The organism is Phenylobacterium sp. CCH9-H3 (genome assembly GCF_001557235.1).
Classification (GTDB): Bacteria; Pseudomonadota; Alphaproteobacteria; order Caulobacterales; family Caulobacteraceae; genus Phenylobacterium.
The window spans coordinates 1-20,393 of record NZ_LSJI01000009.1 but is presented as its reverse complement, the minus strand read 5'-3'; the positions used below and the strand labels follow the sequence as shown (position 1 = coordinate 20,393).

Below are 20,393 nucleotides of genomic sequence, written 5' to 3'. Positions count from 1 at the left end.
GACCCGCAGATGGACTTCAACGACTCTCCCGAAGAAGCCGCCTATCGCGCCGAGGTGCGGGCCTGGCTGGAGGCGAATGCGCCCAAGTCGCGCGAGGGCGAGGCCGACGACCTGGAGGGCGGCGGCTCGTCGATGGCGGCCTCCAAGGCCTGGCAGGCCAAGAAGGCGGCCGCCGGCTATGCCCAGATCACCTGGCCCAAGGCCTGGGGCGGGCCGGGCGGCACGCCGATCCAGCAGGTGATCTTCAACGCCGAGGAGGCGCGCTATCCGGTGCCGCCGAACCCGTTCCAGATCGGCCTGGGCATGTGCGTGCCGACCGTGATGGCGTTCGCGGACGAGGAGACCAAGAAGCGGTTCGTGGGCCCGGCCCTGCGCGGCGAGGAGATTTGGTGCCAGCTGTTCTCCGAGCCCTCAGGCGGTTCGGACGTGGCGGCGGCGCGGACGCGGGCGGTGCGGGCGCCGGACGGCTCGGGCGACTGGATCATCGAGGGCCAGAAGGTGTGGACGACGGGGGCCCAGTTCTCGAACTTCGGCATTGTCGTCACCCGGACCGACCCCGAGGCGCCCAAGCACAAGGGCATGACCATGTTCTGGGTCGACATGAGCGATCCGGGCATCGAGGTGCGGCCGATCCACCAGATGTCCGGCGGGTCGGGCTTCAACGAGGTGTTCTTCACGAACGTGCGGGTCAAGGACAGCCAGCGGCTGGGGGCGGTGAACGACGGCTGGAAGGTCAGCCTGGTCACGCTGATGAACGAGCGGCTGGCGGTGGGCGGGCCGTCGGGGGCGGGCTGGAGCCAGTTCCTGGAGGCGGCGCGCAGCGTCACAGGCTTCGACGGCGCGCCGGTGCTGAAGGATCAGGCGGTCCGCGAGAAGCTGGCCGACTGGTACGTGGCGACCAAAGGGCTGGAGCACACCCGCAACCGCACCATGACCGCGCTCAGCCGCGGCCAGACTCCGGGGCCCGAGAGCTCGATCGGCAAGGTGGTCAGCGCCATGCAGATGCAGGAGCTGGGCAATGCGGCGGTGGAACTGCTGGACCAATACGGGATCATCAACGATCCAGCCCTGGCCCCGCTTCAGGGCGCGTTCCACGCTTCGCTGATGAGCGCCCCGGGCTTGCGGATCGCGGGCGGGACGGACGAGATCCTCAAGAACATCATCGCCGAGCGGGTCCTGGGCCTGCCGGGCGACATCCGCGTCGACAAGGATGTGGCGTTCAAGGACCTCCCGACGGGGCGCTAAGCCGTCAGCGCCAGGGGCTCGCGGCGGGCGATGAGGCCGGCGTAGAGGCGGGTCAGGGCCTCGAAGGTGGCGTCCCAGCCGTGGCGGGTCTCGGCCCGGCGGCGGGCGGCCAGCGACAGGGCGGCGACGTCGCGGTCGAAGAGGGCCTCGATCGCCCCGGCCAGGCCGCCCGGCTCCACGTTCTCGGCCGGCTGGCCGACGCTGGCGTCGATCAGCTCGCCCACCCCGCCCCGGCGCGAGCCGACGACGGGCAGGCCGGCGGCCATGGCCTCCAGCACGAAGAGCCCGAAGATCTCGTTCTCGTTGGCGTGCAGGGCGGCGTCGCAGGAAGCGAGCAGGCTGGCGAGGCGCACCGGGTCGCGCTCGAAGTCCAGGCTGATCACGGCGGGCGACCAGGTGACGTCCTTGCCGGCGCCGACCAGCAGCAGGCGGTATGGGGCGCCCAGCCGCTCCACCGCCGCGACCATGGACTCGATGTTCTTCTCCCGCGCCGGGCGGCCGGCGAAGACCAGCAGGCGGGTCTCGGGCGGCAGGCCCAGCCTGTGGAACAGGCGGGCGCGGTCGCCCCGGCACGGGTGGAAGAGGTCGGTGTCGACGCCCAGCTGCTGGATCGACGTGCGATGGACGCCGGCGTCGGCCAGGCGCGCGGCCATGTGCCGGCTGGGGGCCACCACATGGTCGAACCGCTGGTAGGCCTGGGCCCAGAAGTTGAACGTGGGCGCCTCGGCCCACTCGCCGAAGTGCAGGGCGGCCAGGGCCGCGGCGTCCGTGTGGCAGAACCCGACCACGGGCACGCCTAGGGCGTCGCCGGCGTAGAGCGCCGCATGGCCCGGCACGAAGACGTCGCCCGCCTCGATGACGTCCGGCTCCAGCAGGCGCAGGACCGTCTCCCACTTGGTCAGGCTGGCGGGCATCCGATAGCCATTGCCGAAGGGCAGGCGGGTGGCGGAGACGGTCACCAGGCCATCGCCCTCGGCGCGAGTGCGCGCGCCCGGCACCACCAGGGTGTGGCGCACGTCGGGCCGCCGGCGGGACAGCCAGGCCCGCTTGGCGTTCAGGTAGCGCTTCACCCCGCCGGATTTGGGCGCATACATCATGGTGGTGTCGATCAGGTGGAAGCCCGCCCCCGCGCTCGCCGGTTCGGGCGAGACGGCGGCGACGTCCGGCTCCAGCCGGATCAGGTTCGCATATCTGGGGGCGGTGGCGTCGAACACGCGGCCCGATCTCCGAGCGATGATGCTGCTCGCGGCAGCGTTGAACAGATCGGCCGAGGATTCCGGCCGGACGACCTTCGCCTTGAGGGCCTTAAGGGTCGCGCGGCGGACCGGTCGTCTCTTCCTGAGCGGAGCCAGAGGACAATCCCTTCCGGTTGCGGAGCCGCGCCACAGTAGCGGCTTGCACCCGGATGTCATGGATTACGGCGGCGCTTTCAAGGCCGTTGCGTACAGCGCGCGCAATCATGGCGTGGGATCCCTCACCTCTGGCTGGCCGCATAACCCTCAGGGAGGGCCGAGGTTGCAGGGCCTATCGTGGGTCGTAGGCGCGGGCGATGTCGGGGCGCGCCGACACGTCCGGCAGGAACTCCGGCTCGCGCCGGGCGCGGGTCGCCTGCTCGAAGGCGTAACCCAGGGCCAGCAGGCGGGCCTCCGACCATTCGGGACCCAGGAACGACAGCCCCACCGGAAGGCCCGTGGCGTAGCCCGCAGGGACCGTCAGGTGCGGATAGCCCGAGACGGCCGGAAGCCGCGACGGGGAGCCGAAGAAGGGCCCGCCGTTCACCGGATCGACGATCGAGGGCGGGCCGCCGCTGGGCGAGACGATGGCGTCCAGCGTCTGCTCGGCCAACATCCTGTCGAGGCTATCGCGCGCCAGCTTCCGCGCCACCGTGCGCTTCTCGCGGTAGGCGGGGTCGGTGATCGGAGGCTTGGCCTGGGCGGCCTCGAAGATCTCCTGGCCGAACAGGGCCAGTTCGCGGGGCTCGGCCTTGTTGAAGGCGATGAGGTCGGCGAGGGTGCGGCTCTTCACGGCGGCCGGGGTCGTGGCGAGATAGGCGTCCAGCGCGGCCTTGAACTCCCAGCGCAGGAGGTCCCCCTCCAGCTCGCCGATGCGGGCGAGGGTCGCCTCGTCCGGACTCTTTACGTCCACCAGCACCGCGCCCTGGTCGCGCAGGGCCTGCAGCGCGGTTTCGAACACCGCGTCGGTCTGGGCGGAGCGGCCCTTCCAGGGGAACCAGACGCCGATCCGGGCGCCCTTCAGGGCGTCGCGTTTCAGGCCGGCCAGATAGTTGGATTTCCGCGCGTCGGCCTCGCGGGTGGCCGGGTCCGCAGGGTCGGTTCCGGCGATCACGTTCAGCAGCGCCGCCGCATCGGCGACGGTGCGGGTCATCGGGCCGGCGGTGTCCTGCTCGGGCGAGATCGGGACGATGTGGGTGCGGGAGACCAGGCCCACGGTCGGCTTCAGGCCCACGACGCCGGTCATGGCGGCAGGGCAGGTGATCGAGCCGTCGGTCTCGGTGCCGATGGCGAAGGCGGCGAGGCCCGCGGCCACCGCGGCGCCGGACCCCGAGGACGAACCACAGGCCGTGCGGTCGAGGGAATAGGGGTTGCGAACCAAGCCGCCGACGCCGCTCCAGCCGCTGATCGAGCGATTGCCGCGAAAGTTGGCCCATTCCGACAGGTTGGTCTTGCCCAGCACGACGGCGCCGGCGTCGATCAGGTGCGTCACCAGCGGCGCGTCGCGGCTCGTGACATTGGCGGCGAGGGCGAGGGACCCGGCGGTGGTGGCCGTGCCGTCGGCGGTCTCGATGTTGTCTTTCAGCAGGATCGGCAGGCCGTGGAGGGGCCCGCGGACCTTGCCCGCCCGGCGCTCGGCGTCGAGCCTGCGCGCCTCGTCGAGGGCCTTCGGATTGAGCGCCAGCACGGCGTTCAGCTTCGGGCCCGCCCGGTCGATCCGCTCGATCCGCTCCAAGTAGTTGCGGACCAGCTGTTCGGAGGTGACGCGCCCGTCGGTGAGCGCTGCCTGTTGCTCGCCGGCCGAGGCGTAGGGACTGAGCTGCGCCGCCGCGCCGCCGGCCGTGGCCAGGGTCAGGGCAAGGCCAAGGGCTGCGGACCGGATCACTCTGAGTTCCCCTACATCGACGCCCCGTTGTAGCCGCATAGCCGACCTATGCCAGAGCGCTGCGGGTCAGGGCTAGGCTGCGGTGATCCAACCGTCCGTCAGAGTCGACAGCTGCACGCCCGCGAGCACCATCCGGCCGCCCCCGACCAGGTCGACCACCACGTCCGCCCCTTGCTGGCTTACCGTCCAGGCGCCGCCCTCGCTCACCAGCACGCGGTCACCCTGCGCTCGGTCGAAATCCAGCACGTGGTCCAGGCCGGCGGCGCCGAAGGTGTGAAAGGTGTCCGCCCCCAGGCCGCCTGAGACCGTGTCCGAGCCCCGGTCGCCCGACACGAAGTCGTCGCCACCGCCCCCACGCACGATGTCGTCGTCCTGGCCTCCGCGGACGATGTCGTCGCCGTCGCCGCCATCGCAGGTGTCGCTGCCGAGGTTGCCGAAGACGACGTCGCCGCCGGCGTCACCGGCCAGGCTGTCACCGTCCTTTCCACCGACCACCCAGTCGTCGGCGCTCCCGCCCGAGAGGGTGTCTTCGCCCATGTTGCCGTGCAGATCATCGAAATCCTGGCCGCCGCGAAGCACGTCGTCGCCAGTCTCCCCGCGCAGAAGGTTGGCGCCGGGGCCGCCATCGAGGTTGTCGTCGCCTTCGCCGCCGTACAGGCTGTCCGCGCCCTCCGCGCCGAAGAGCAAGTCCGCGTCGCCCAGGCCGGACAGGCTGTCGTCGCCGGCTCCGCCATCGATGGCGTTGACGCCGGAACCACCGCCGAGCGTGTCGCCGAACGCACCGCCGTTGACGTTCTCGATGGAGACGAAGGTGTCCACGCCCATCCCGCCGCCGACGGCCTGGGGGCCGCCCGCCGCAAGATTCACCGTCACGCCTCCAGTGGGACCGCTGAGCTGGACGCCGTCGAGCCACACCGCGCCGTAGTTCGCGCTGTCGACGCCGGCTCCGCCGATCAGCAGATCGTCGCCCTCGCCGCCGTGCAGGATCATTCCGCGGCCGTCGCCCTGCAGGGTATCGTCGCCGCCCAGGCCCAGTAGCTCACGGCCGGCGAAGCCGTTGGCGCCCCCGCCGACGAGGCGGTCGGAGAAGGCGGAGCCATAGACTCCCCAGACGCCGGACAGCGCATCGAAGCCCTGGCCGCCGCCGATGTGCTGAGCGTCGTCGCGGCGCAGGTCGACCACGATGCCGGAGGAGGCCCGGACGTAGACGGCGAAGTCGCGTGTGGCGATGTTGGCGTGGCCCTCGAGCACGTCGTTCCCCGCCCCGCCCTCCATGTAGGTGACGCCGAGGTCGCCGCCGCCGACGAGCCTATCGTTGCCGTCGTCCCCGAAGAGGTAGGCGCTGCCGCCGCCTGGATCGAGCCGGTCGTCGCCGGAGCCGCCGCGGAGCGTGTCGAACCCGCCTCCCGCGCCGTCGAGAGTGTCGTCTCCGTCAAGACCGGCCAGGCTATCGGCGCCGGTCGTGCCGGTCAGGCTGTCGTCGCCTGCCGTGCCTGTCAGCGACGGGGCGCTGTGAGATCCGCCGAACTCAGCCATAGGTGACTCCTGAAGCTACGCTCGCCCTGAAGTGTATGCCGCCATTGTCAGGAACGCGCCGACCGCCGCAAGGTCTCCAGGAGATGGGCGGCGCCGGCCTTGACGCGGGCGGCGGCCCTGGGATCGCCGGACTGGCCGGCCCAGACGACGGCCTGATTCAGCCCGCCGTTCAGCATCAGGGCCAGCACTTCGGGATCGCCCTCCAGGGCTCCGGCGGCCACCGCCTCGCGCACGCCCTCCAGCAGGAGGCCGAAGCCATGCGCGCGGTCCAGGTCGTTCCAGCGTTCCCAGCCGAGTACCGACGGCGCCTCGACGAGGAGGATGCGCCGCGCCCGCGGGTCGATCACGTGGTCGATGAAGGCCAGACAGCCGGCGATCAGCCCGTCCACCGGGTCGACGGTGGCGTCGGCCGCCGCCCGGATCGCCGCGGCCGCCTCCTCGTGCAGGACGCGGCAGACCGCCTCGAACAGGTCCCGCTTGTCCTGGAAGTGATGGTAGAGCGCGCCGCGGGTAAGCCCGGCCGCCGCCAGCACCGCCTCGGTGCTGGTCTCGGCGTAGCCCTGCTCGGCGAAGAGCCGCCCGGCGGCGGCGAGGAGAGCCTCGCGGCTGCGCTGGCTGCGCTCGGCATGGGAACCCCTCGTCCTGGGCATCGACCGATCAATTTACATACAGACAGTTTGTATATTATTCTGCGTCCTCAGTCAGGACAAGGAGGCCCTCATGCGCTTCGTGGACCGCTATCCGATCATCGTCACGCCCCGGCTGGGCGAGTGCCGGGACTTCTGGTTGGGCCTGAAGTTCGAGGTGGTCTTCGAGGCCAGCTGGTTCGTCCTGCTGCAGGCGGAGGGCGAGAGCGCCACCCTGGCCTTCATGCACCCCGACCACCCGTCGGCTCCCCCGGGGCCCGAGGCGTTTTCTGGCAAGGGCATGTGTCTGGAGCTGCAGGTGGAGGACGCCGCCGCAGCCTGCGACGAGGCCCTGGCGGCGGGCCTGCCGGTGACCTATCCGCTGACGCGCGAACCCTTCGGCCAGCTCCGCTTCGGCTTCCACGATCCCTCGGGCCTGTGGGTGGACGTGGTCGAGCAGGTGGAGCCGGCGGAAGGGTTCTGGGATCGCCACATGGCGGCTGCCTAGGCGGTCGCCGAGGCCGGGCGGGCGTCCTGCTCCCAGGCGGCGCAGACGCCGAACTGGTTGAGGTGGGCGAAGAGGCGCTGGAGGTTGGCGAGGTTGTCCAGGACCATTCGCTCAAGTCCCAAGCGGGCTGCCGGCGGCTCGACGGCCAGCAGGCCACGCGGCCCGCGCACGCAATAGCCCTTCGCCTCCAGGGCGATGACATGGCGGCGCAGGGTCTCGGTGGAGAAGTTGAGCGCGGCCGCCAGGGTCCCGTTGCGCACGGGCTGGCCGCGTCCGACCGGATCTTGCGTCCAGGCGGCGAACTCGGCCGGGCCGAAACCCGCGGTGTTCCGATGGATCATGGCCAGCAGGATGACCCCGTTGGTGGCGTCGCCCACCGCCACACCCAGGGCGTCGGCGACGCGCAGCATATATTCCCAGATCAGCCGGTTGGTGAGCCGGACGGGCGGCTCCGGCGAGGCGAGGCGGGCGCCCGGCGCGCCGTGGGGCGCGGCGCCCAGGAGCTTCATCTCGAAATAGAAATCGCGCAGCACCTCGTGGCGCAGGAAGACGTTGGCCAGAAAGAGGTGCGAGCCGAGCGCCTGCTGCGAGACAAGCACGCCCTTGGGCGTGACCGTCAGGGCGCCGATGCGGACCAGCGCCTGGACCCGCCGTCGCGCGGTTTCGAAGGGCATGCGGAGCGAGTGGGCGATGGCGCTGACGCTGACGGGCCGGCGCAGCTCGTCCGGCGGCGCGTCCATCAGGGTGGCGTAGCGGACCTGGAGCTCGGGGTCGGCGTTGATGCCCGACACGTTCGACGCCTGGATCGCGGCGAACATCAAGCCATCGACGATGTCCCGGGTGTTCCGGCTCGCCGCCTCGACCCGGAGGATGAAGGCGATGGTGGCCGGCGCGACGCGCCAGGCGAGGTCGAGCCTCTCGTCGGCGCTGTTCATGGGCGGATGGGCCCCAGGCCCTTCAGCAACTCGGCCACGGCCGTGTCGAGCTGGCTGTCCCGGCCGGTGAGGGTCTCGCCCAGCGGGCGCTCGACATGGATGTCCACCGGTCGGGGATTGAGCTCCATGTCCCTTCCGTCCGCGCCCTGGATGCGGATGAAGGGAACGCGGACCGACGAGCCGTCGATCAGGCCCTGGGCGCCGGTGTAGATGATCCAGCCGGCCGTGGGCACGCCAACCACCTTGCCCAGGCCGAGGTAGCGGTAGCCCTCGGTGAAATCCTCGGCGTCGCTGAGCGAGCTCTCGTTGGTGACCAGGATGGTCGGAAGCCCCAGGGCCCGCTGGCCCAGGTTCTGCCGGCTGGGCACGCCGAACAGGCCGCGGGGGGTCATGGTGAGGAAGTTCCGGCGGCTGAAGACGTCCAGGACGTAGCCGTTGATGAAGCCGCCGTTGTTGTTGCGCACGTCGATGACGACGCCCTCCTTGCCCTGGTTCTGGGCGTCGAGGTCGATATAGAGCTGGTCCAGGCTGGCCGAGCTCATGTCGAGGATGTGGACGTAGCCCAGTCGCCCGCCGCTGGCCTTCTCCACATAGGCCCGGCGGTCGTTCACCCACTGGCGATAGAGAAGGCCGGCCGCGACGGCCGGCGCCACGGGCCGCACCACCGCCTGGCGCGCGGTCCCGCCGGTGGAGACGGTCAGCACCGTGCGCTTGCCCGCCCGGTCCAGCAACAGGCTGTCCAGGTTGGCGCCCGGGCCGGCCGGCTTGCCGTCGACGGCCGTCAGGATGTCGCCCGGCTTGATCGAGCCCTCGATGTCGGCGGGTCCCAGGGCGACGACCTCGCGCACGACCAGGCCGCGGCCGCCCTCGTAGGCCTCGCGGTCGAAGCGCAGGCCGAGATCGCCCACCCGCGAGGCGGGCTGGGAGCCGAAGCCCTCGGACGGGCGATTGATCCCCGAGTGCGAGGCGTTGAGCTCGCCGATCATCAGATTGATCACCCGGCGTAGCTCGTCCGGGGTCTGGGCGCCCTGGGCGAAGGGCTCGAACCGCGCCCGCAGGGCCGCCCAGTCCTTGCCATGGTAGGTCTCGTCGTAGAAGGCGCGGTTCAGGGTGGACCAGGCTTGGTCGAAGACCACCTGCTTCTCCGCCTCGAAGCGCACGACCAGCTCGCCGGTGACGTCGACGAACCGCGGCTTGGGGCTGGCGAGCGGCGTCGCGCTGACCCGGCCCCCGTCCAGATAGTAGAGCTCCTTCGAGTCCGGGCTAAAGGCGTAGTCGCGCTTGACGCGCCGGCCGCCGGTGAGCTGTCGCGAGGCCGGCGGCTCCTTGGCCAGCTCGTCCAGGCTGTAGCTGAACAGGTTCTGCTGATCGCCCTGTCGCCCGCGGTAGACGAGGGTCTTGCCGTCGGGGCTGATCACCGGCTCCTCGGCCGAGCCGGCCAGAGGAATGAAGGTCGCCCGCTCGCGGATGCCTTCGAAGACGATGCGGACGACGGGGGTCTTACCCTTCGGCGCCGGCGCCTCGTCCTGGAGGTCGCCTTCAGCCTCGGCCTCGCCCTCGGAGGCGGCCGGCTTGGCGGACGAAGTCTTGTCCTTGGGGTCGGACTTGGGCGACGGGGCGCCGGGCGGCGTCGCCTTGAAGAGGTCGCGGAATGCGTCCTCGCGGTATTTGGGCGTGTTGGGCAGGAGGTCCACGCGGACCATCCGGGCCGGTTCGCTGCGCTGGCCGCTGTCGAAGACGATGTACTTGCCGTCGGGCGACCAGGCGATCTGGTCGGCGGCGTTTCCGTTGGCCAGGAAGCTGACCGGCCGGGCCGGGCCCCCCGCGGCCGGGACGACCCAGACGTTGCGGAAGGACTTGCGGTCGGTGACCCCGAAGGCCAGCCACTTGGAGTCGGGCGACCAGGCGATCTTCGAGCCCTCGTTGCGGTCGAGGGCCCCCTCGAACAGCACCGCGTCGCGGCCTCCGGCGGCGAGCGAGATCACCCGCAGCTGCCGCGTGCCGTGGACATAGGCCAGCATCTTGCCGTCGGGCGAATAGGCGGGGGCCGCGTCGAAATCGCTGGGGGCGGTGAGGGCGCGCTCCTTCTGGGCGGCGAAGTCGTACTCCATCACCTGGCTGGCGCGGCCGCGTTCCGCCACATAGGCGAGGCGGCGGCTGTCGGGCGACCAGGCCAGGTCGCTCTCGGCGCCGGGGGTCTCGGTGATCCGCTGGGCCTGGCCGCCGTCCTTGGCGGGCGCGGCGAAGACCTCCCCGTGGGCGATGACCGCCAGCTTCTTGCCGTCCGGCGAGAGGACGAGGTTGCGGAAGCTGCTCTCGACCAGCCGCCGCTCCCCCGCCGCGGCGGGCGCGCCGCGCAAGGCGATGGGGACTTTGGCCGCCACACCGGTGGCGGTGTCGAGCCGCCAGATCTCGAACTCGCGTTCGAAGACGATGCTGCGGCCGTCGTAGCCGATGGCCGGGAACAGCAGGCGGCCGTCGGTGAACCGGGTGACCTGGGTGGGGGCGCCGCCGTCCAGGGGCAGGCGCCAGAGGTTCTCGGTTCCGCCTTCGTCGCTCATGAACCAGAGGCTGCGCCCGTCGGCGGCCCACATGGGCCAGAGGCGCTTGGACGTGGCGCCCAGCAGGCGGCGGTACGGGGCGTTCGCCGCGATGGGCTTCAGCCAGAGCTCGGCCTCGTCGATGTGGCTGTGGCCGTTGCGCCACCACTGGCCGGACGAGATGCCCTTGGCCATCAGGGCGATGGTCTGTCCGTCGGGAGACGGCGCGGCGTTGAACTCGTTGAGGTAGCGCTCGCGGCTGACCTCCAGCGGCGTGCCGCCGGTCGCGGCCACCCGATAGACGTCATTCTGCCGGGCGACGTCGTTCGCCGCGCCGGAGAGATAGATCCAGCGGCCGTCGCGGGACCAGCCGTCGAGCTGCTCGTTGGAGTCGGAGAAGGTGAGCCGGCGCACCTTCCCCGTGGCCAGGGTCAGCACATAGATGTTGGCGGCCCCAGCCCGGGTGGAGGTGAAGGCCAGCTCTCGGCCGTCGGGCGAGAAGAGCGGCCGTCCCTCGGTCGCCGCATCCGTGACCAGGAGGCTCGCCGCGCCGCCGGAGGCCGGAACGGTCCAGATGTCGCCCCCCGAGACGAACGCGATCTCGGTCCCGTCGGGTGACAGCGAAGGTTCGGCAAGCGTGGGCCTGGGGGCGGCGTGGGCCTGTGCGGCGAGGGCGATGGCAGCGGCGGCGAACAGCAGGCGGCCCAGGCCGCGACGGAAGATCATGGTCGCACTCGCGAAGCTTCAGCGAACCTTGTGTATCGCAATTCGCCGGTACGTCAGCGGCTACAGCAGCCCCGCGCCCTGCCACACCGCCAGGGCTGTCACCACGAAGCCGACGATCCAGGTGAGCAGGCGCAGGGGCAGGACCTTGGTCATCCAGCCCGCGATCGGCGCGGCGACCACGCCGCCGGCGATCAGGCCGGCCAGGGACCAGAGCAGGTCGCGCAGGCCCTCGGTCTCCCAGTGACCGCTCAGGAGGCTGCCCAGGAAGGCGGCGGAGGTGGCCGCGGCGACGAACACCTCGGCGGTGTTGGTGGTGCCGATGGCCTTGCGCGGATCGGCGCCGGCGCCCATTAGCGAGCTGGTCACCACCGGGCCCCAGCCGCCGCCGCCGATAGCGTCGAAGAAGCCTCCGACCAGGCCGAGGGGAAAGGGCGAGCGCCAGGAAAACACCTTGGGCCGCGCCTGCCGCCAGGCGCGGTACAGGATCACCAGACCCATGAGGAAGAGCCAGCCCACCACATAGGGCTTGACCGCCTCGCCCGGTACGGAGGTCAGCACATAGGCGCCGAAGACGCCGCCCAGCACGCCCCCGCCGGCCAGCAGTCCCAGCAGCTTCCAGTCCACGTTGCGGTAGACGATGTGCGAGGCGCCGGAGGCCGCGCCGGTGAACACCTTGGCCGCGTGGACGCTGGCCGAGGCATTGGCCGGGCTGACGCCGAAGCTGAGCAGCACAGTGGTCGAGATGACGCCGTAGGCCATGCCCAGGGCGCCGTCGACCAGTTGCGCCGCGAAGCCGACGGCGGCGAAGAGCCAGAAATCAGGATCCATCCAGCGGCGCTGTTAGGGCCAAGCCGGCCTCGCGGCCAGCCCAGAACCTCTAAAGACTACCCCAGAAGGCGTGCGGGATCTCAGTCCTTCGCGCGTTCCTGGTAGGAGCCGTCTTCCGTCAGCACGACGATCTTGGTGCCGGGGCCGATGTAGGGCGGGATCATGGTCCGCAGGCCGTTCGACAGGATCGCCGGCTTGTACGACGAGGACGCGGTCTGGCCCTTCACCGACGGTTCGGTCTCGACGACTTCGAAGGTCGCCAGGCGCGGCAGTTCGATGGCGATCGGCACGCCGTCGTGGGTCGAGAGCTTCACCGTGCAGCCGTCGGTCAGGTAGGGGGCGGCGTCGCCGATAATGTCCTCCGAGGCCACGACCTGGTCGTAGTTCTCGGGGTTCATGAAGTGGAAGCCTTCGCCGTCCTGGTACAGGAAGGTGTAGTCGCGGTCGTCGACGATGGCCCGCTCGACCGTCTCGGTGGTGCGGTAGCGCTCCGAGATTTTCACCCCGTCCGAGATGCGGCGCATGTTCAGCTGGGTCACCGGCGTGCCCTTGCCGGGGTGGATGTTTTCGGCGCTGAGCACGACGTAGAGCTTGCCCTCGAGATCGACGACGGCGCCCTTGCGCAGCGAGCTGGCGGAGACTTTCACGGGAAACCTCGGTGATGCGGCGGAGGCGCTGATGCGATTCCGCTGATGAAATTCTTGTGTCGCCCCTATAGCGATGTGCGCCGAAATCTCCAGCCCCCCGCGTGGTCGCAGGCCTTGAGCGTATCTCCCGAAAGCCCCTGGTGGGACCCGCGCAGACGTCCGGACCGCCAGCCGTTCCTCGCCGCGCGGGGCCGGATCACCCGCGCCGTCCGCGCCTGGCTGGAGGCCGAGGGGCTGGTCGAGGTGGAGACTGCCGGGCTGCAGGTCTCGCCCGGCAACGAGGCGCACCTGCACGCCTTCGCCACCCAGGCGCTCGCGACGGATGGCCGGGCGCGACCCATGTACCTGCACACCTCGCCGGAGTTCGCGTGCAAGAAGCTGCTGGCCTCGGGCGAGCCGGCGATCTTCACGCTGGGCAAGGTGTGGCGGAACCGCGAGCGGGGGCCGCTGCACCATCCCGAGTTCACGATGCTGGAGTGGTATCGGACGGGCGCCGCCTACGAGGTGCTGATGGACGACTGCGCCGCCCTGATGCGGAGAGCGGCGGAGGCGGCGGGCGCCACGGCGTTCACCTGGCGTGGCCGCTCGTCCGACCCCTTCGCGGCGCCGGAGCGGCTGACGGTCGCGGAGGCCTTTACGCGATACGCCGGGATCGACCTGTTCGGCGACCTGCCGGCCCAGGCGCGGGCGCGCGGGATCCGGCTGGCCGAGGACGACACCTGGGCCGACGTCTTCAGCCGGATCATCGTGGAAAAGGTCGAGTCTAACCTGGGCCACGGGCGGCCAACCATCCTGTGCGAATACCCGGTCTCCGAGGCGGCGCTGGCGCGGCCCAAGCCGTCCGATGCGCGGGTGGCCGAGCGGTTCGAGCTCTATGCCTGTGGCGTCGAGCTCGCCAACTGCTTCGGCGAGCTGACCGACGTGGCCGAGCAGCGCCGCCGCTTCGAGATCGAGATGGCGGAGAAGCAGCGCCTCTATGGCGAGACCTATCCCATCGACGAGGATTTCCTGGACGCGCTGGCGCTGATGCCGCCCGCCAGTGGCGGCGCGCTGGGTTTCGACCGCCTGGTCATTCTGGCGACCGGCGCTACCCGAATTGAGCAGGTGCTCTGGACGCCGGTGGCTTGAAGTGTCGGCTTTAACCTTGACACCGCAGGGCGGGCGCCGACCCCTTGAGGGGTGGCAAAGCTAAGCTTTTATCGCTGGTTACCCCACCTGATCGTCCCGGCCCTGGTCCTGCTGGTCGGCACGGTCGCCACGCTGCTGACCGCGCTGCAACTGCGCGACGTGAACGACGCGCGCGACGCCTCCAGGCTCCGGCTCGAAGCCAACGAGGCGGTCGCTGCGCTTGAAGAGCGGCTCGAAGGACATAGCGCGCTGCTGCGCGGCGTGGCGGGCCTGTTCGCCGCCAGCGACGACGTCACCGCCGCGGAGTTCTCCGCCTATGTGGAACGCCTGGGCCTGGGCACCCGCTACCCCGGCGTGCTGGGCATCGGCTATTCGGTCTGGCTGCCGGACGCCGAAGCCCGCGCCGAGCTCGAAGCCGAGATGCGCCGGCGGGGGCAGTCCAATTTCCGGGTCTGGCCTGCGGGCAGGCGGCCGCCCTACACCGCCATCGTCTATCTCTCGCCCGAACGGCGGAACGCGCCCGCCATCGGCTACGACATGTTCAGCGAGGCGACCCGCCGCGAAGCGATGCAGCGTGCGGCGGCCGGGGGCGACCTCGCCATGTCTGGGCCCGTGACCCTGGTCCAGGAGCCGGGGCGCTACCGCCAGCCCGGCGTGCTGATGTTCCTGCCGGTCACGAACGCCGGCGCGCAGGGGCCGCGGCTCAGCGGCTTCGTCTACAGCCCGCTGCGAAGCGGCGATCTGCTGCAGACGGTGTTCCCCGCCCGGCCGGATCGGCTGGTGGACGTCTCGGTCTATGACGGCGCGACGCGACGGGAGAACCTGTTGTTCGAGACCGCCGCGCCCGCGGCGAGGCCGCAGGTCCTGCGCGCGGTGCCGGTGGCGGGCCGGACCTGGACTCTGGCCATCCGCACGCGGCCGGCCTTCGACGCCGGCAGCAACCGCTCGCTCGTTTACTGGACGGCCGGGCTGGGCGCGGCGATCACCCTGGCGCTGACCTTCGCGGTGCTGATGCAGGCGCGGGCCGCCCTGCTGGCGGAGCGGGCGAGGATGGAGCTGCGCGAGGTGAACGCCGGCCTCGAGGACCGCGTCGCGCGCCGCACCGGCGAACTGGCCAATGCCGTCGCCGAGTTGCGTGACGAGATGGCGCGCCGCGAGACCGCCGAAAGCCAGGTGCGGCAAATGCAGAAGATGGAGGCGATCGGTCAGCTCACCGGCGGCATCGCGCACGACTTCAACAACATGCTGGCCATCGTCATCGGGAGCCTGGACATGGCGCGTCGCCGGCTGACGGGGGCGGAGGATCCCCGGGTGACGCGCTACCTGGACAATGCGGCGGAGGGGGCGGCGCGCGCGGCGACGCTCACCGGCCGCCTGCTCGCCTTCGCGCGCCGGCAGCGGCTGAATCCCGAGCCGCTGGACGTGAACGAGCTGGTCGGCGGGATGACCGAGCTGCTGCGCCGGTCGCTGGGCGAGCGGGTGGCGATCGAGACCGCCCTGGCGGACGGGCTTTGGCCGGTGCGCGCCGACGCCGCCGAGCTGGAGAACGCGCTCCTGAACCTGGCCGTGAACGCGCGTGACGCGATGCCGGACGGCGGGCGCCTGACGGTCTCCACCTCGAACACCCACGATCCGGCCGCCGGCGACCCTGCGGCGCCGCCCGCCGGCGAGTTCGTGACCATCCGGATCGCGGACACCGGCGAGGGGATGACCCCCGATGTGATCGAGCGCGCCTTCGAGCCCTTCTTCACGACGAAGGAGGTCGGCAAGGGCACCGGCCTGGGGCTGAGCCAGGTCTACGGCTTCGTCAACCAGTCGGGCGGAGCGGTCACCATCCGCTCGGTCGCGGGGGCCGGGGCGACCGTCACGATCTACCTGCCGCGCTGGGCCGGCGAACTGGCGTCCAAGGTCCCGGCGCCCGCCGACGGTCCCTTGCCGCGCGCGCGCCGGGGGGAAGCGGTGCTGGTGGTGGAGGACGAGCCCGAGGTCCGCCGGCTTTCCGTCGAGAGCCTCCGCGAGCTGGGCTACGACGTGACCGAGGCGTCGGACGCGGACCAGGCCTTGCAGCGGCTGGCCGAGGCGCCGGCCGCGGACCTGCTGTTCACCGACATCCTCATGCCGGGGATGAACGGCGTGCAGCTCGCCGAGCGGGCCCGTGCGGCGAAGCCGGCGCTGAAGGTGCTCTACACGACCGGCTACGCCCGCGACGTCAGCGGCGCGGAAGCCGTGCAGGCGGCGCTGCTGGCTAAGCCCTTCACGATCGCCCAGCTGGCCCATCGCGTCCGCCAGGCGCTGGACGAGGACCGTGCGGCCTGAAGCCAGGCTGGGCCAAGGGGCCGCATTTGCCGCGCGGACCCGCAGGGGCCATATGCGGCCCGCCATGACCGCCCGCACGCTCCGTACGCCCCGCGACCTCGCCGACGCCGGCCTGGTCGAACCGCACCGGCTGGCCGAGCTGGAGGGCGTCGCCTCGCGCTATGCGGTGGCGATCACACCGGCCCTCGCCGAGCTGATCCCGGGCCATCAGCCCCTGGCGCGCCAGTTCGTGCCCACCGCCGCCGAGCTGGACCAGCAGCCGGAGGAGCGCGCCGATCCCATCGGCGATGCGGCCCACAGCCCGGTCGAGGGCGTCGTCCACCGGTACCGCGACCGCGTCCTCCTGAAGGCCAACCACGCCTGCGCGGTGTACTGCCGCTTCTGCTTCCGGCGCGAGATGGTAGGCCCCGAAGGCGTGCGGCCGCTGTCGCCCGAGCAGCTGGACGCGGCGATGGCCTATATCGCCGGCGATCCCGCCCTCTGGGAGGTGATCGTCACGGGGGGCGATCCGCTCATCCTGTCGCCGCGGCGCCTGGCCGACCTGATGGCGCGCCTGGACAGGATCCCGCACGTGAAGGTCGTGCGCTTTCACACCCGCGTCCCGGCGGTGGATCCCGACCGGATCACCCCGGAGCTGGTCGCCGCGCTGAAGGCGCCGGGCAAGACCACCTGGGTGGGCCTGCACGCCAACCATCCCGACGAGCTGACGCCCGCGGCGGCGGCGGCCTGCGCGCGCATCCTCGATGCGGGCGTTCCCATGATCAGCCAGACCGTGCTCCTGAAGGGCGTCAACGACGACGCGGCGACCCTGGAGCGGCTGCTGCGCCGGTTCGTGGAGCTGCGGATCAAGCCCTACTACCTGCACCACGCCGACCTGGCGCCGGGCACGGCCCACTTCCGCACCACCATCGCCGAAGGCCAGGCGCTGATGCGCGAACTGCGGGGCAGGGTCTCGGGCCTGTGCCAGCCGACCTATGTGCTGGACATCCCCGGCGGCCACGGCAAGGCGCCGGTGGGGCCCTGCTATGTGGAGGGCGAAACCGTGATCGATCCGCAAGGCGCCGCCCACGCCTATCTGTCCGGATAACGCGTTCGCTGTTGCGCGCCGGTGACAGTGTCGCGGCCACAGTGTGTGGCCCCATCGACACATGGGTCCGCTCGGCCCAGATATGCGTTCATCCAAGATCGCACGGGGACCGTAGCTATCCCCGTCACAACCAGAGGACCGGATAGACATCATGGGCGCGTATGGCTCGCGGGGCGGACGCATCGGGCGCTGCCTGGCCTTGGCCTCTCTGGCGCCCCTGGCCTTGGGAGAGTTCGCGCTCGCCCAGCCTCAGCCGCCGCCGCAGGTCCTGGCGATTCCCCCTGCTGCGGCCCCGTCGCCGGCGCCTGTCGAAATCCCGGCGCTGACGCCCGAGCAGGCGCAGGTCGCCCTGAAGGTCCTCCGGAACGCGGACCTGCACGGCCTGCAGCCCAAGGCCTACGCGCCCGAGGGGCTGGCGGAGGACGCTGCCCCGACCGCCGCCCAGCAGGCGGCCCTGACCGAAGGCCTCATCCGTTATGCGCGTGACGTGCGCGTGGGGCGGATGGAGCCCGACAAGTTCCCGTCGCTGTGGCAAGTGCGCCCCGCGGTCTACGACCCCCGGCCCGAACTGGCGAAGGCGCTGACCGAAGGACGGCTGCAGGCTTGGCTGGACAGCCTGCAGCCCCGCTACTCCGGCTACGCCGCGCTGAAGCGCGGCCTGGTCCGCTACCGCGAGATCGCGGCCGACGGCGGCTGGAAGACCATCGCCGAGGGGCCGAAGATGGAGCTCGGTGTCAGCGACCCGCGGGTCGCGGCCCTGCGCGCGCGGCTGGCGGTGGAGGATCCCCAGGTGGCCGCCGCGGGCGGCGCGGTGTTCGACAAGGCGCTGCAGGAGGCGGTGATCCGCGCGCAGCGGCGCTATGGCCTGAAGCCCGACGGCGTGGTCGGCAACAACACCCTGGCCTATCTGAACCAGCCGGTGGGCCAGCGCATCCTGCAGATCATCGCCAACATGGAGCGGTGGCGCTGGATGCCGGCGACCATGCCGGCCACCAGGGTCCAGGTGAACACGGGCGCGGCCATCGTCACCCTGTTCCGGGACGACAAGCCGGTGCTGTCGATGAAGGCCGTCTCGGGCAAGCCGGGCGACGAGACCCCGATGCTGGTCTCGTCGATCCACAGCGTGGTGATCAATCCGCCCTGGAACGTGCCTTCGGGCATCGCGCAGCGGGAGCTATGGCCGAAGGAGCGGGCGAACCCTGGCTACCTGGCCCGGAACGGCTATCGGATCATCCCGGTGGAGGGCGGGCAGCCCCGTCTGCAACAGGCGTCGGGCGACCAGAGCGCCCTGGGCCGGTTCAAGTTCGACTTCGACAATCCATTCGCGGTCTATCTGCACGACACCCCGTCCAAGGGCGGCTTCGACCTCTATGCGCGTCAAGCCAGCCACGGTTGCGTGCGGGTCGAGAAGCCGCGGGCCCTGGCCGAGGCGCTGCTGAACGGGGATACGACCTGGACCACCGAAGCGATCGACAGGCAGCTGGAGGGGGACAAGACGGTCCGCGCCCGGCTGGCGGCCCAGGTCCCGGTCTACATCCTCTACTGGACGGCCTTCGGCGGCGCGGATGGGCAGATGCACTTCCGATCGGACCCGTATAACTGGGACCGCGAGTTGCTGCAGCGCGTGGGCGTGCTGGCCTCGGGTACGAAGGTCTGAGGGGGCCTTAGATGCTGAAGAAGGTTCTGTGGATCGCGGCCGCGTGCGCGGCGGTCCTGGTGGCGCTGGCGGTGAGCCGGAGCCTGGATTTCGACAAGGCGGCCCCCAGGGCGCCGGAGCCCGCGCCCGCGGTGGAGCCACCGCCGCCGGCGCCTGAGCCGAAGGCCGACGCCGCGCCCCCGCCGCCCCCGGCGCCGGTCCAGCTCACGCCGGAGGAGCAGCAGATCGAGGACGATGCGGCGGCAACCGGCATGACCACGATCGAGCCGGACCCGCCGGCCGAGACGCCGCCGACCTAGAAGGGCTGGCCGGGCTCTAGCTGCCCTGCCATTGGCGGACGCGGCCCGTGTCCACGTGGACGAAGTTCGAGGTGGGGTAGAAGCCGACCCCGCCGGCGCCGACCGCGAGGGCGGCGTTGCGCAGGTTGCGCAGGTCTACGCCCGGCGCCCGCACGTCGATGGCCTTGCCGACCGTGTGCTGGCTGTTGGTGGCGACGCCGCTGGAACGGCTGTGCAGCATGGCGTTGGTGCGGGGCGAGCGATAGCCGGAGATGATCTGGAACGGAGCCTGCGTCTCCAGCTTGCCGCGGATCGCGTGCAGGGCGTCGAAGAGGCCAGGGTCGATGAAGCGCGTCTCGCCCGTCCGCCAGTCGCGCATCACGCGGGTGGCCTCGGCCAGGGCGTCGGGCAGGTAGCTGCCGTTGGCGAAATAGACCTCGTTGAACTTCTCGCCGGTGTGCAGGTTGTCCAGGATCGCGCGCCGCGGCTCCCAGACGTCCAGGTTCCGCGCCCAGGCGGGGGCTCCGATCGCGGCAAGGCCCGCGGCGGCCCCAAACGTAAGCAGCGCTCTGCGGCGGTCGAGGTTCGGCATCTAGCCTCCGGGGCCGTCGGAAAGGGTGCAAGATGGCCGGCCAATCCTTAACGTCAAGACTACCGGCGCTGCGGTGCGACGAGAGGCCGCCGAACGCCCGGGCCTTGGGCAGCCCCTTGCGCTGACGCCGAACCGCCCGCAGGTTCGCCCGAACCGGCGCCGTCAGAGCGCCCTCCAGGGGAAGCGTCCATGAGTTCGACCTCCAGTCCGGACCGGGCCGTCTCGTCGCCGGCCACGCTGCGCAAGGTGGTGGCCGCCAGCATGATCGGCACCACCATCGAGTGGTACGATTTCTTCCTCTACGGGACGGCCGCGGCGCTGGTGTTCAACCGGCTGTTCTTCCCGGCCTCCGAGCCGCTGGTTGGCACCATGCTGGCCTTCGGCACCTATGCCCTGGGCTTCGTGGCGCGGCCGCTGGGCGGCATCGTCTTCGGCCACTTCGGCGACCGGATCGGCCGCAAGCGCCTCCTAATGCTGAGCCTGGTGATGATGGGCGCGGCGACGGTACTGATCGGCTGCCTGCCCACGCACGACCAGGTGGGCGTCTGGGCGCCGGTGATGCTGATCGCGCTGCGCCTGATCCAGGGCTTCGCCGTCGGCGGGGAGTGGGGCGGGGCGGTCCTGATC

Annotated in this window: 17 protein-coding genes; 8 read left to right on the top strand and 9 right to left on the bottom strand. The window is 71.2% G+C overall.

Translation table 11 applies throughout. The features are described 5' to 3' along the window. Window positions 1-9 precede the first annotated feature (9 nt). Window positions 10-1,245 carry an acyl-CoA dehydrogenase family protein gene (locus tag AX721_RS00260; RefSeq protein WP_068873922.1) on the top strand — a complete coding sequence of 412 codons (1,236 nt, stop codon included), beginning with the start codon at window positions 10-12 and terminating at the stop codon, window positions 1,243-1,245. Here AX721_RS00260 and AX721_RS00255 read toward each other — a convergent pair. The 4 genes from AX721_RS00255 to AX721_RS00240 form a co-directional block, all read right to left on the bottom strand. Beyond that, window positions 1,242-2,459: a glycosyltransferase gene (locus AX721_RS00255; protein WP_082765453.1), complete on the bottom strand. Its 1,218-nt coding sequence runs from the start codon at window positions 2,457-2,459 to the stop codon at window positions 1,242-1,244. The genes AX721_RS00260 and AX721_RS00255 overlap by 4 nt on opposite strands. A 310-nt stretch (window positions 2,460-2,769) precedes the next feature. Beyond that, window positions 2,770-4,362, bottom strand: a complete 1,593-nt coding sequence (locus tag AX721_RS00250; protein WP_231733249.1) for an amidase — start codon at window positions 4,360-4,362, stop codon at window positions 2,770-2,772. A gap of 72 nt (window positions 4,363-4,434) precedes the next feature. After that, entirely contained in the window at window positions 4,435-5,898 is a 1,464-nt protein-coding gene (locus AX721_RS00245) for a calcium-binding protein (protein ID WP_068873920.1), read from the bottom strand. 47 nt (window positions 5,899-5,945) lie between these two features. Further along, window positions 5,946-6,548 (bottom strand): TetR/AcrR family transcriptional regulator, encoded by a 603-nt coding sequence (locus AX721_RS00240; protein ID WP_068873919.1) that lies wholly within the window; start codon window positions 6,546-6,548, stop codon window positions 5,946-5,948. Between the two features lie 70 nt (window positions 6,549-6,618). Between AX721_RS00240 and AX721_RS00235 the strand changes: the two genes are divergently transcribed. After that, complete coding sequence (locus AX721_RS00235) at window positions 6,619-7,032, top strand: VOC family protein (RefSeq protein WP_068873918.1); 414 nt, start codon at window positions 6,619-6,621, stop codon at window positions 7,030-7,032. Here the strand turns inward: AX721_RS00235 and AX721_RS00230 are convergent. The 4 genes from AX721_RS00230 to efp form a co-directional block, all read right to left on the bottom strand. Then, complete coding sequence (locus tag AX721_RS00230) at window positions 7,029-7,967, bottom strand: hypothetical protein (RefSeq protein ID WP_068873917.1); 939 nt, start codon at window positions 7,965-7,967, stop codon at window positions 7,029-7,031. The genes AX721_RS00235 and AX721_RS00230 overlap by 4 nt on opposite strands. Then, complete coding sequence (locus tag AX721_RS00225; protein ID WP_068873916.1) at window positions 7,964-11,233, bottom strand: S41 family peptidase; 3,270 nt, start codon at window positions 11,231-11,233, stop codon at window positions 7,964-7,966. Before AX721_RS00225 ends, AX721_RS00230 begins: the two co-directional genes overlap by 4 nt. Before the next feature lie 60 nt (window positions 11,234-11,293). Beyond that, window positions 11,294-12,061, bottom strand: a complete 768-nt coding sequence (locus AX721_RS00220; protein WP_068873915.1) for a sulfite exporter TauE/SafE family protein — start codon at window positions 12,059-12,061, stop codon at window positions 11,294-11,296. Between the two features lie 80 nt (window positions 12,062-12,141). Then, entirely contained in the window at window positions 12,142-12,708 is a 567-nt protein-coding gene (gene efp, locus AX721_RS00215) for an elongation factor P (RefSeq protein WP_068873914.1), read from the bottom strand. 114 nt (window positions 12,709-12,822) lie between these two features. Between efp and epmA the strand changes: the two genes are divergently transcribed. The 5 genes from epmA (at window position 12,823) to AX721_RS00190 (ending at window position 19,195) form a co-directional block, all read left to right on the top strand. Then, a complete protein-coding gene (gene epmA, locus AX721_RS00210; protein ID WP_068873913.1) occupies window positions 12,823-13,836 on the top strand; it encodes an EF-P lysine aminoacylase EpmA in 1,014 nt (337 codons plus the stop codon). A gap of 51 nt (window positions 13,837-13,887) precedes the next feature. Next, the gene (locus tag AX721_RS00205) at window positions 13,888-16,152 is read left to right on the top strand and encodes a CHASE domain-containing protein (RefSeq protein ID WP_068873912.1); all 2,265 of its coding nucleotides are present in this window, start codon (window positions 13,888-13,890) and stop codon (window positions 16,150-16,152) included. A gap of 64 nt (window positions 16,153-16,216) precedes the next feature. Further along, window positions 16,217-17,239 (top strand): lysine-2,3-aminomutase-like protein, encoded by a 1,023-nt coding sequence (locus AX721_RS00200; protein WP_068873911.1) that lies wholly within the window; start codon window positions 16,217-16,219, stop codon window positions 17,237-17,239. A gap of 151 nt (window positions 17,240-17,390) precedes the next feature. Then, entirely contained in the window at window positions 17,391-18,896 is a 1,506-nt protein-coding gene (locus tag AX721_RS00195) for a murein L,D-transpeptidase (protein ID WP_068873910.1), read from the top strand. Between the two features lie 11 nt (window positions 18,897-18,907). After that, complete coding sequence (locus AX721_RS00190; protein WP_068873909.1) at window positions 18,908-19,195, top strand: hypothetical protein; 288 nt, start codon at window positions 18,908-18,910, stop codon at window positions 19,193-19,195. Between the two features lie 16 nt (window positions 19,196-19,211). On the opposite strand, the gene AX721_RS00185 is transcribed toward AX721_RS00190, so the two are convergent. Beyond that, a complete protein-coding gene (locus AX721_RS00185) occupies window positions 19,212-19,766 on the bottom strand; it encodes a DUF882 domain-containing protein (protein WP_068873908.1) in 555 nt (184 codons plus the stop codon). Between the two features lie 189 nt (window positions 19,767-19,955). Here AX721_RS00185 and AX721_RS00180 point away from each other — a divergent pair. Next, window positions 19,956-20,393: MFS transporter (locus AX721_RS00180; protein ID WP_156466926.1), on the top strand; the 438-nt coding region annotated here is incomplete at its 3' end.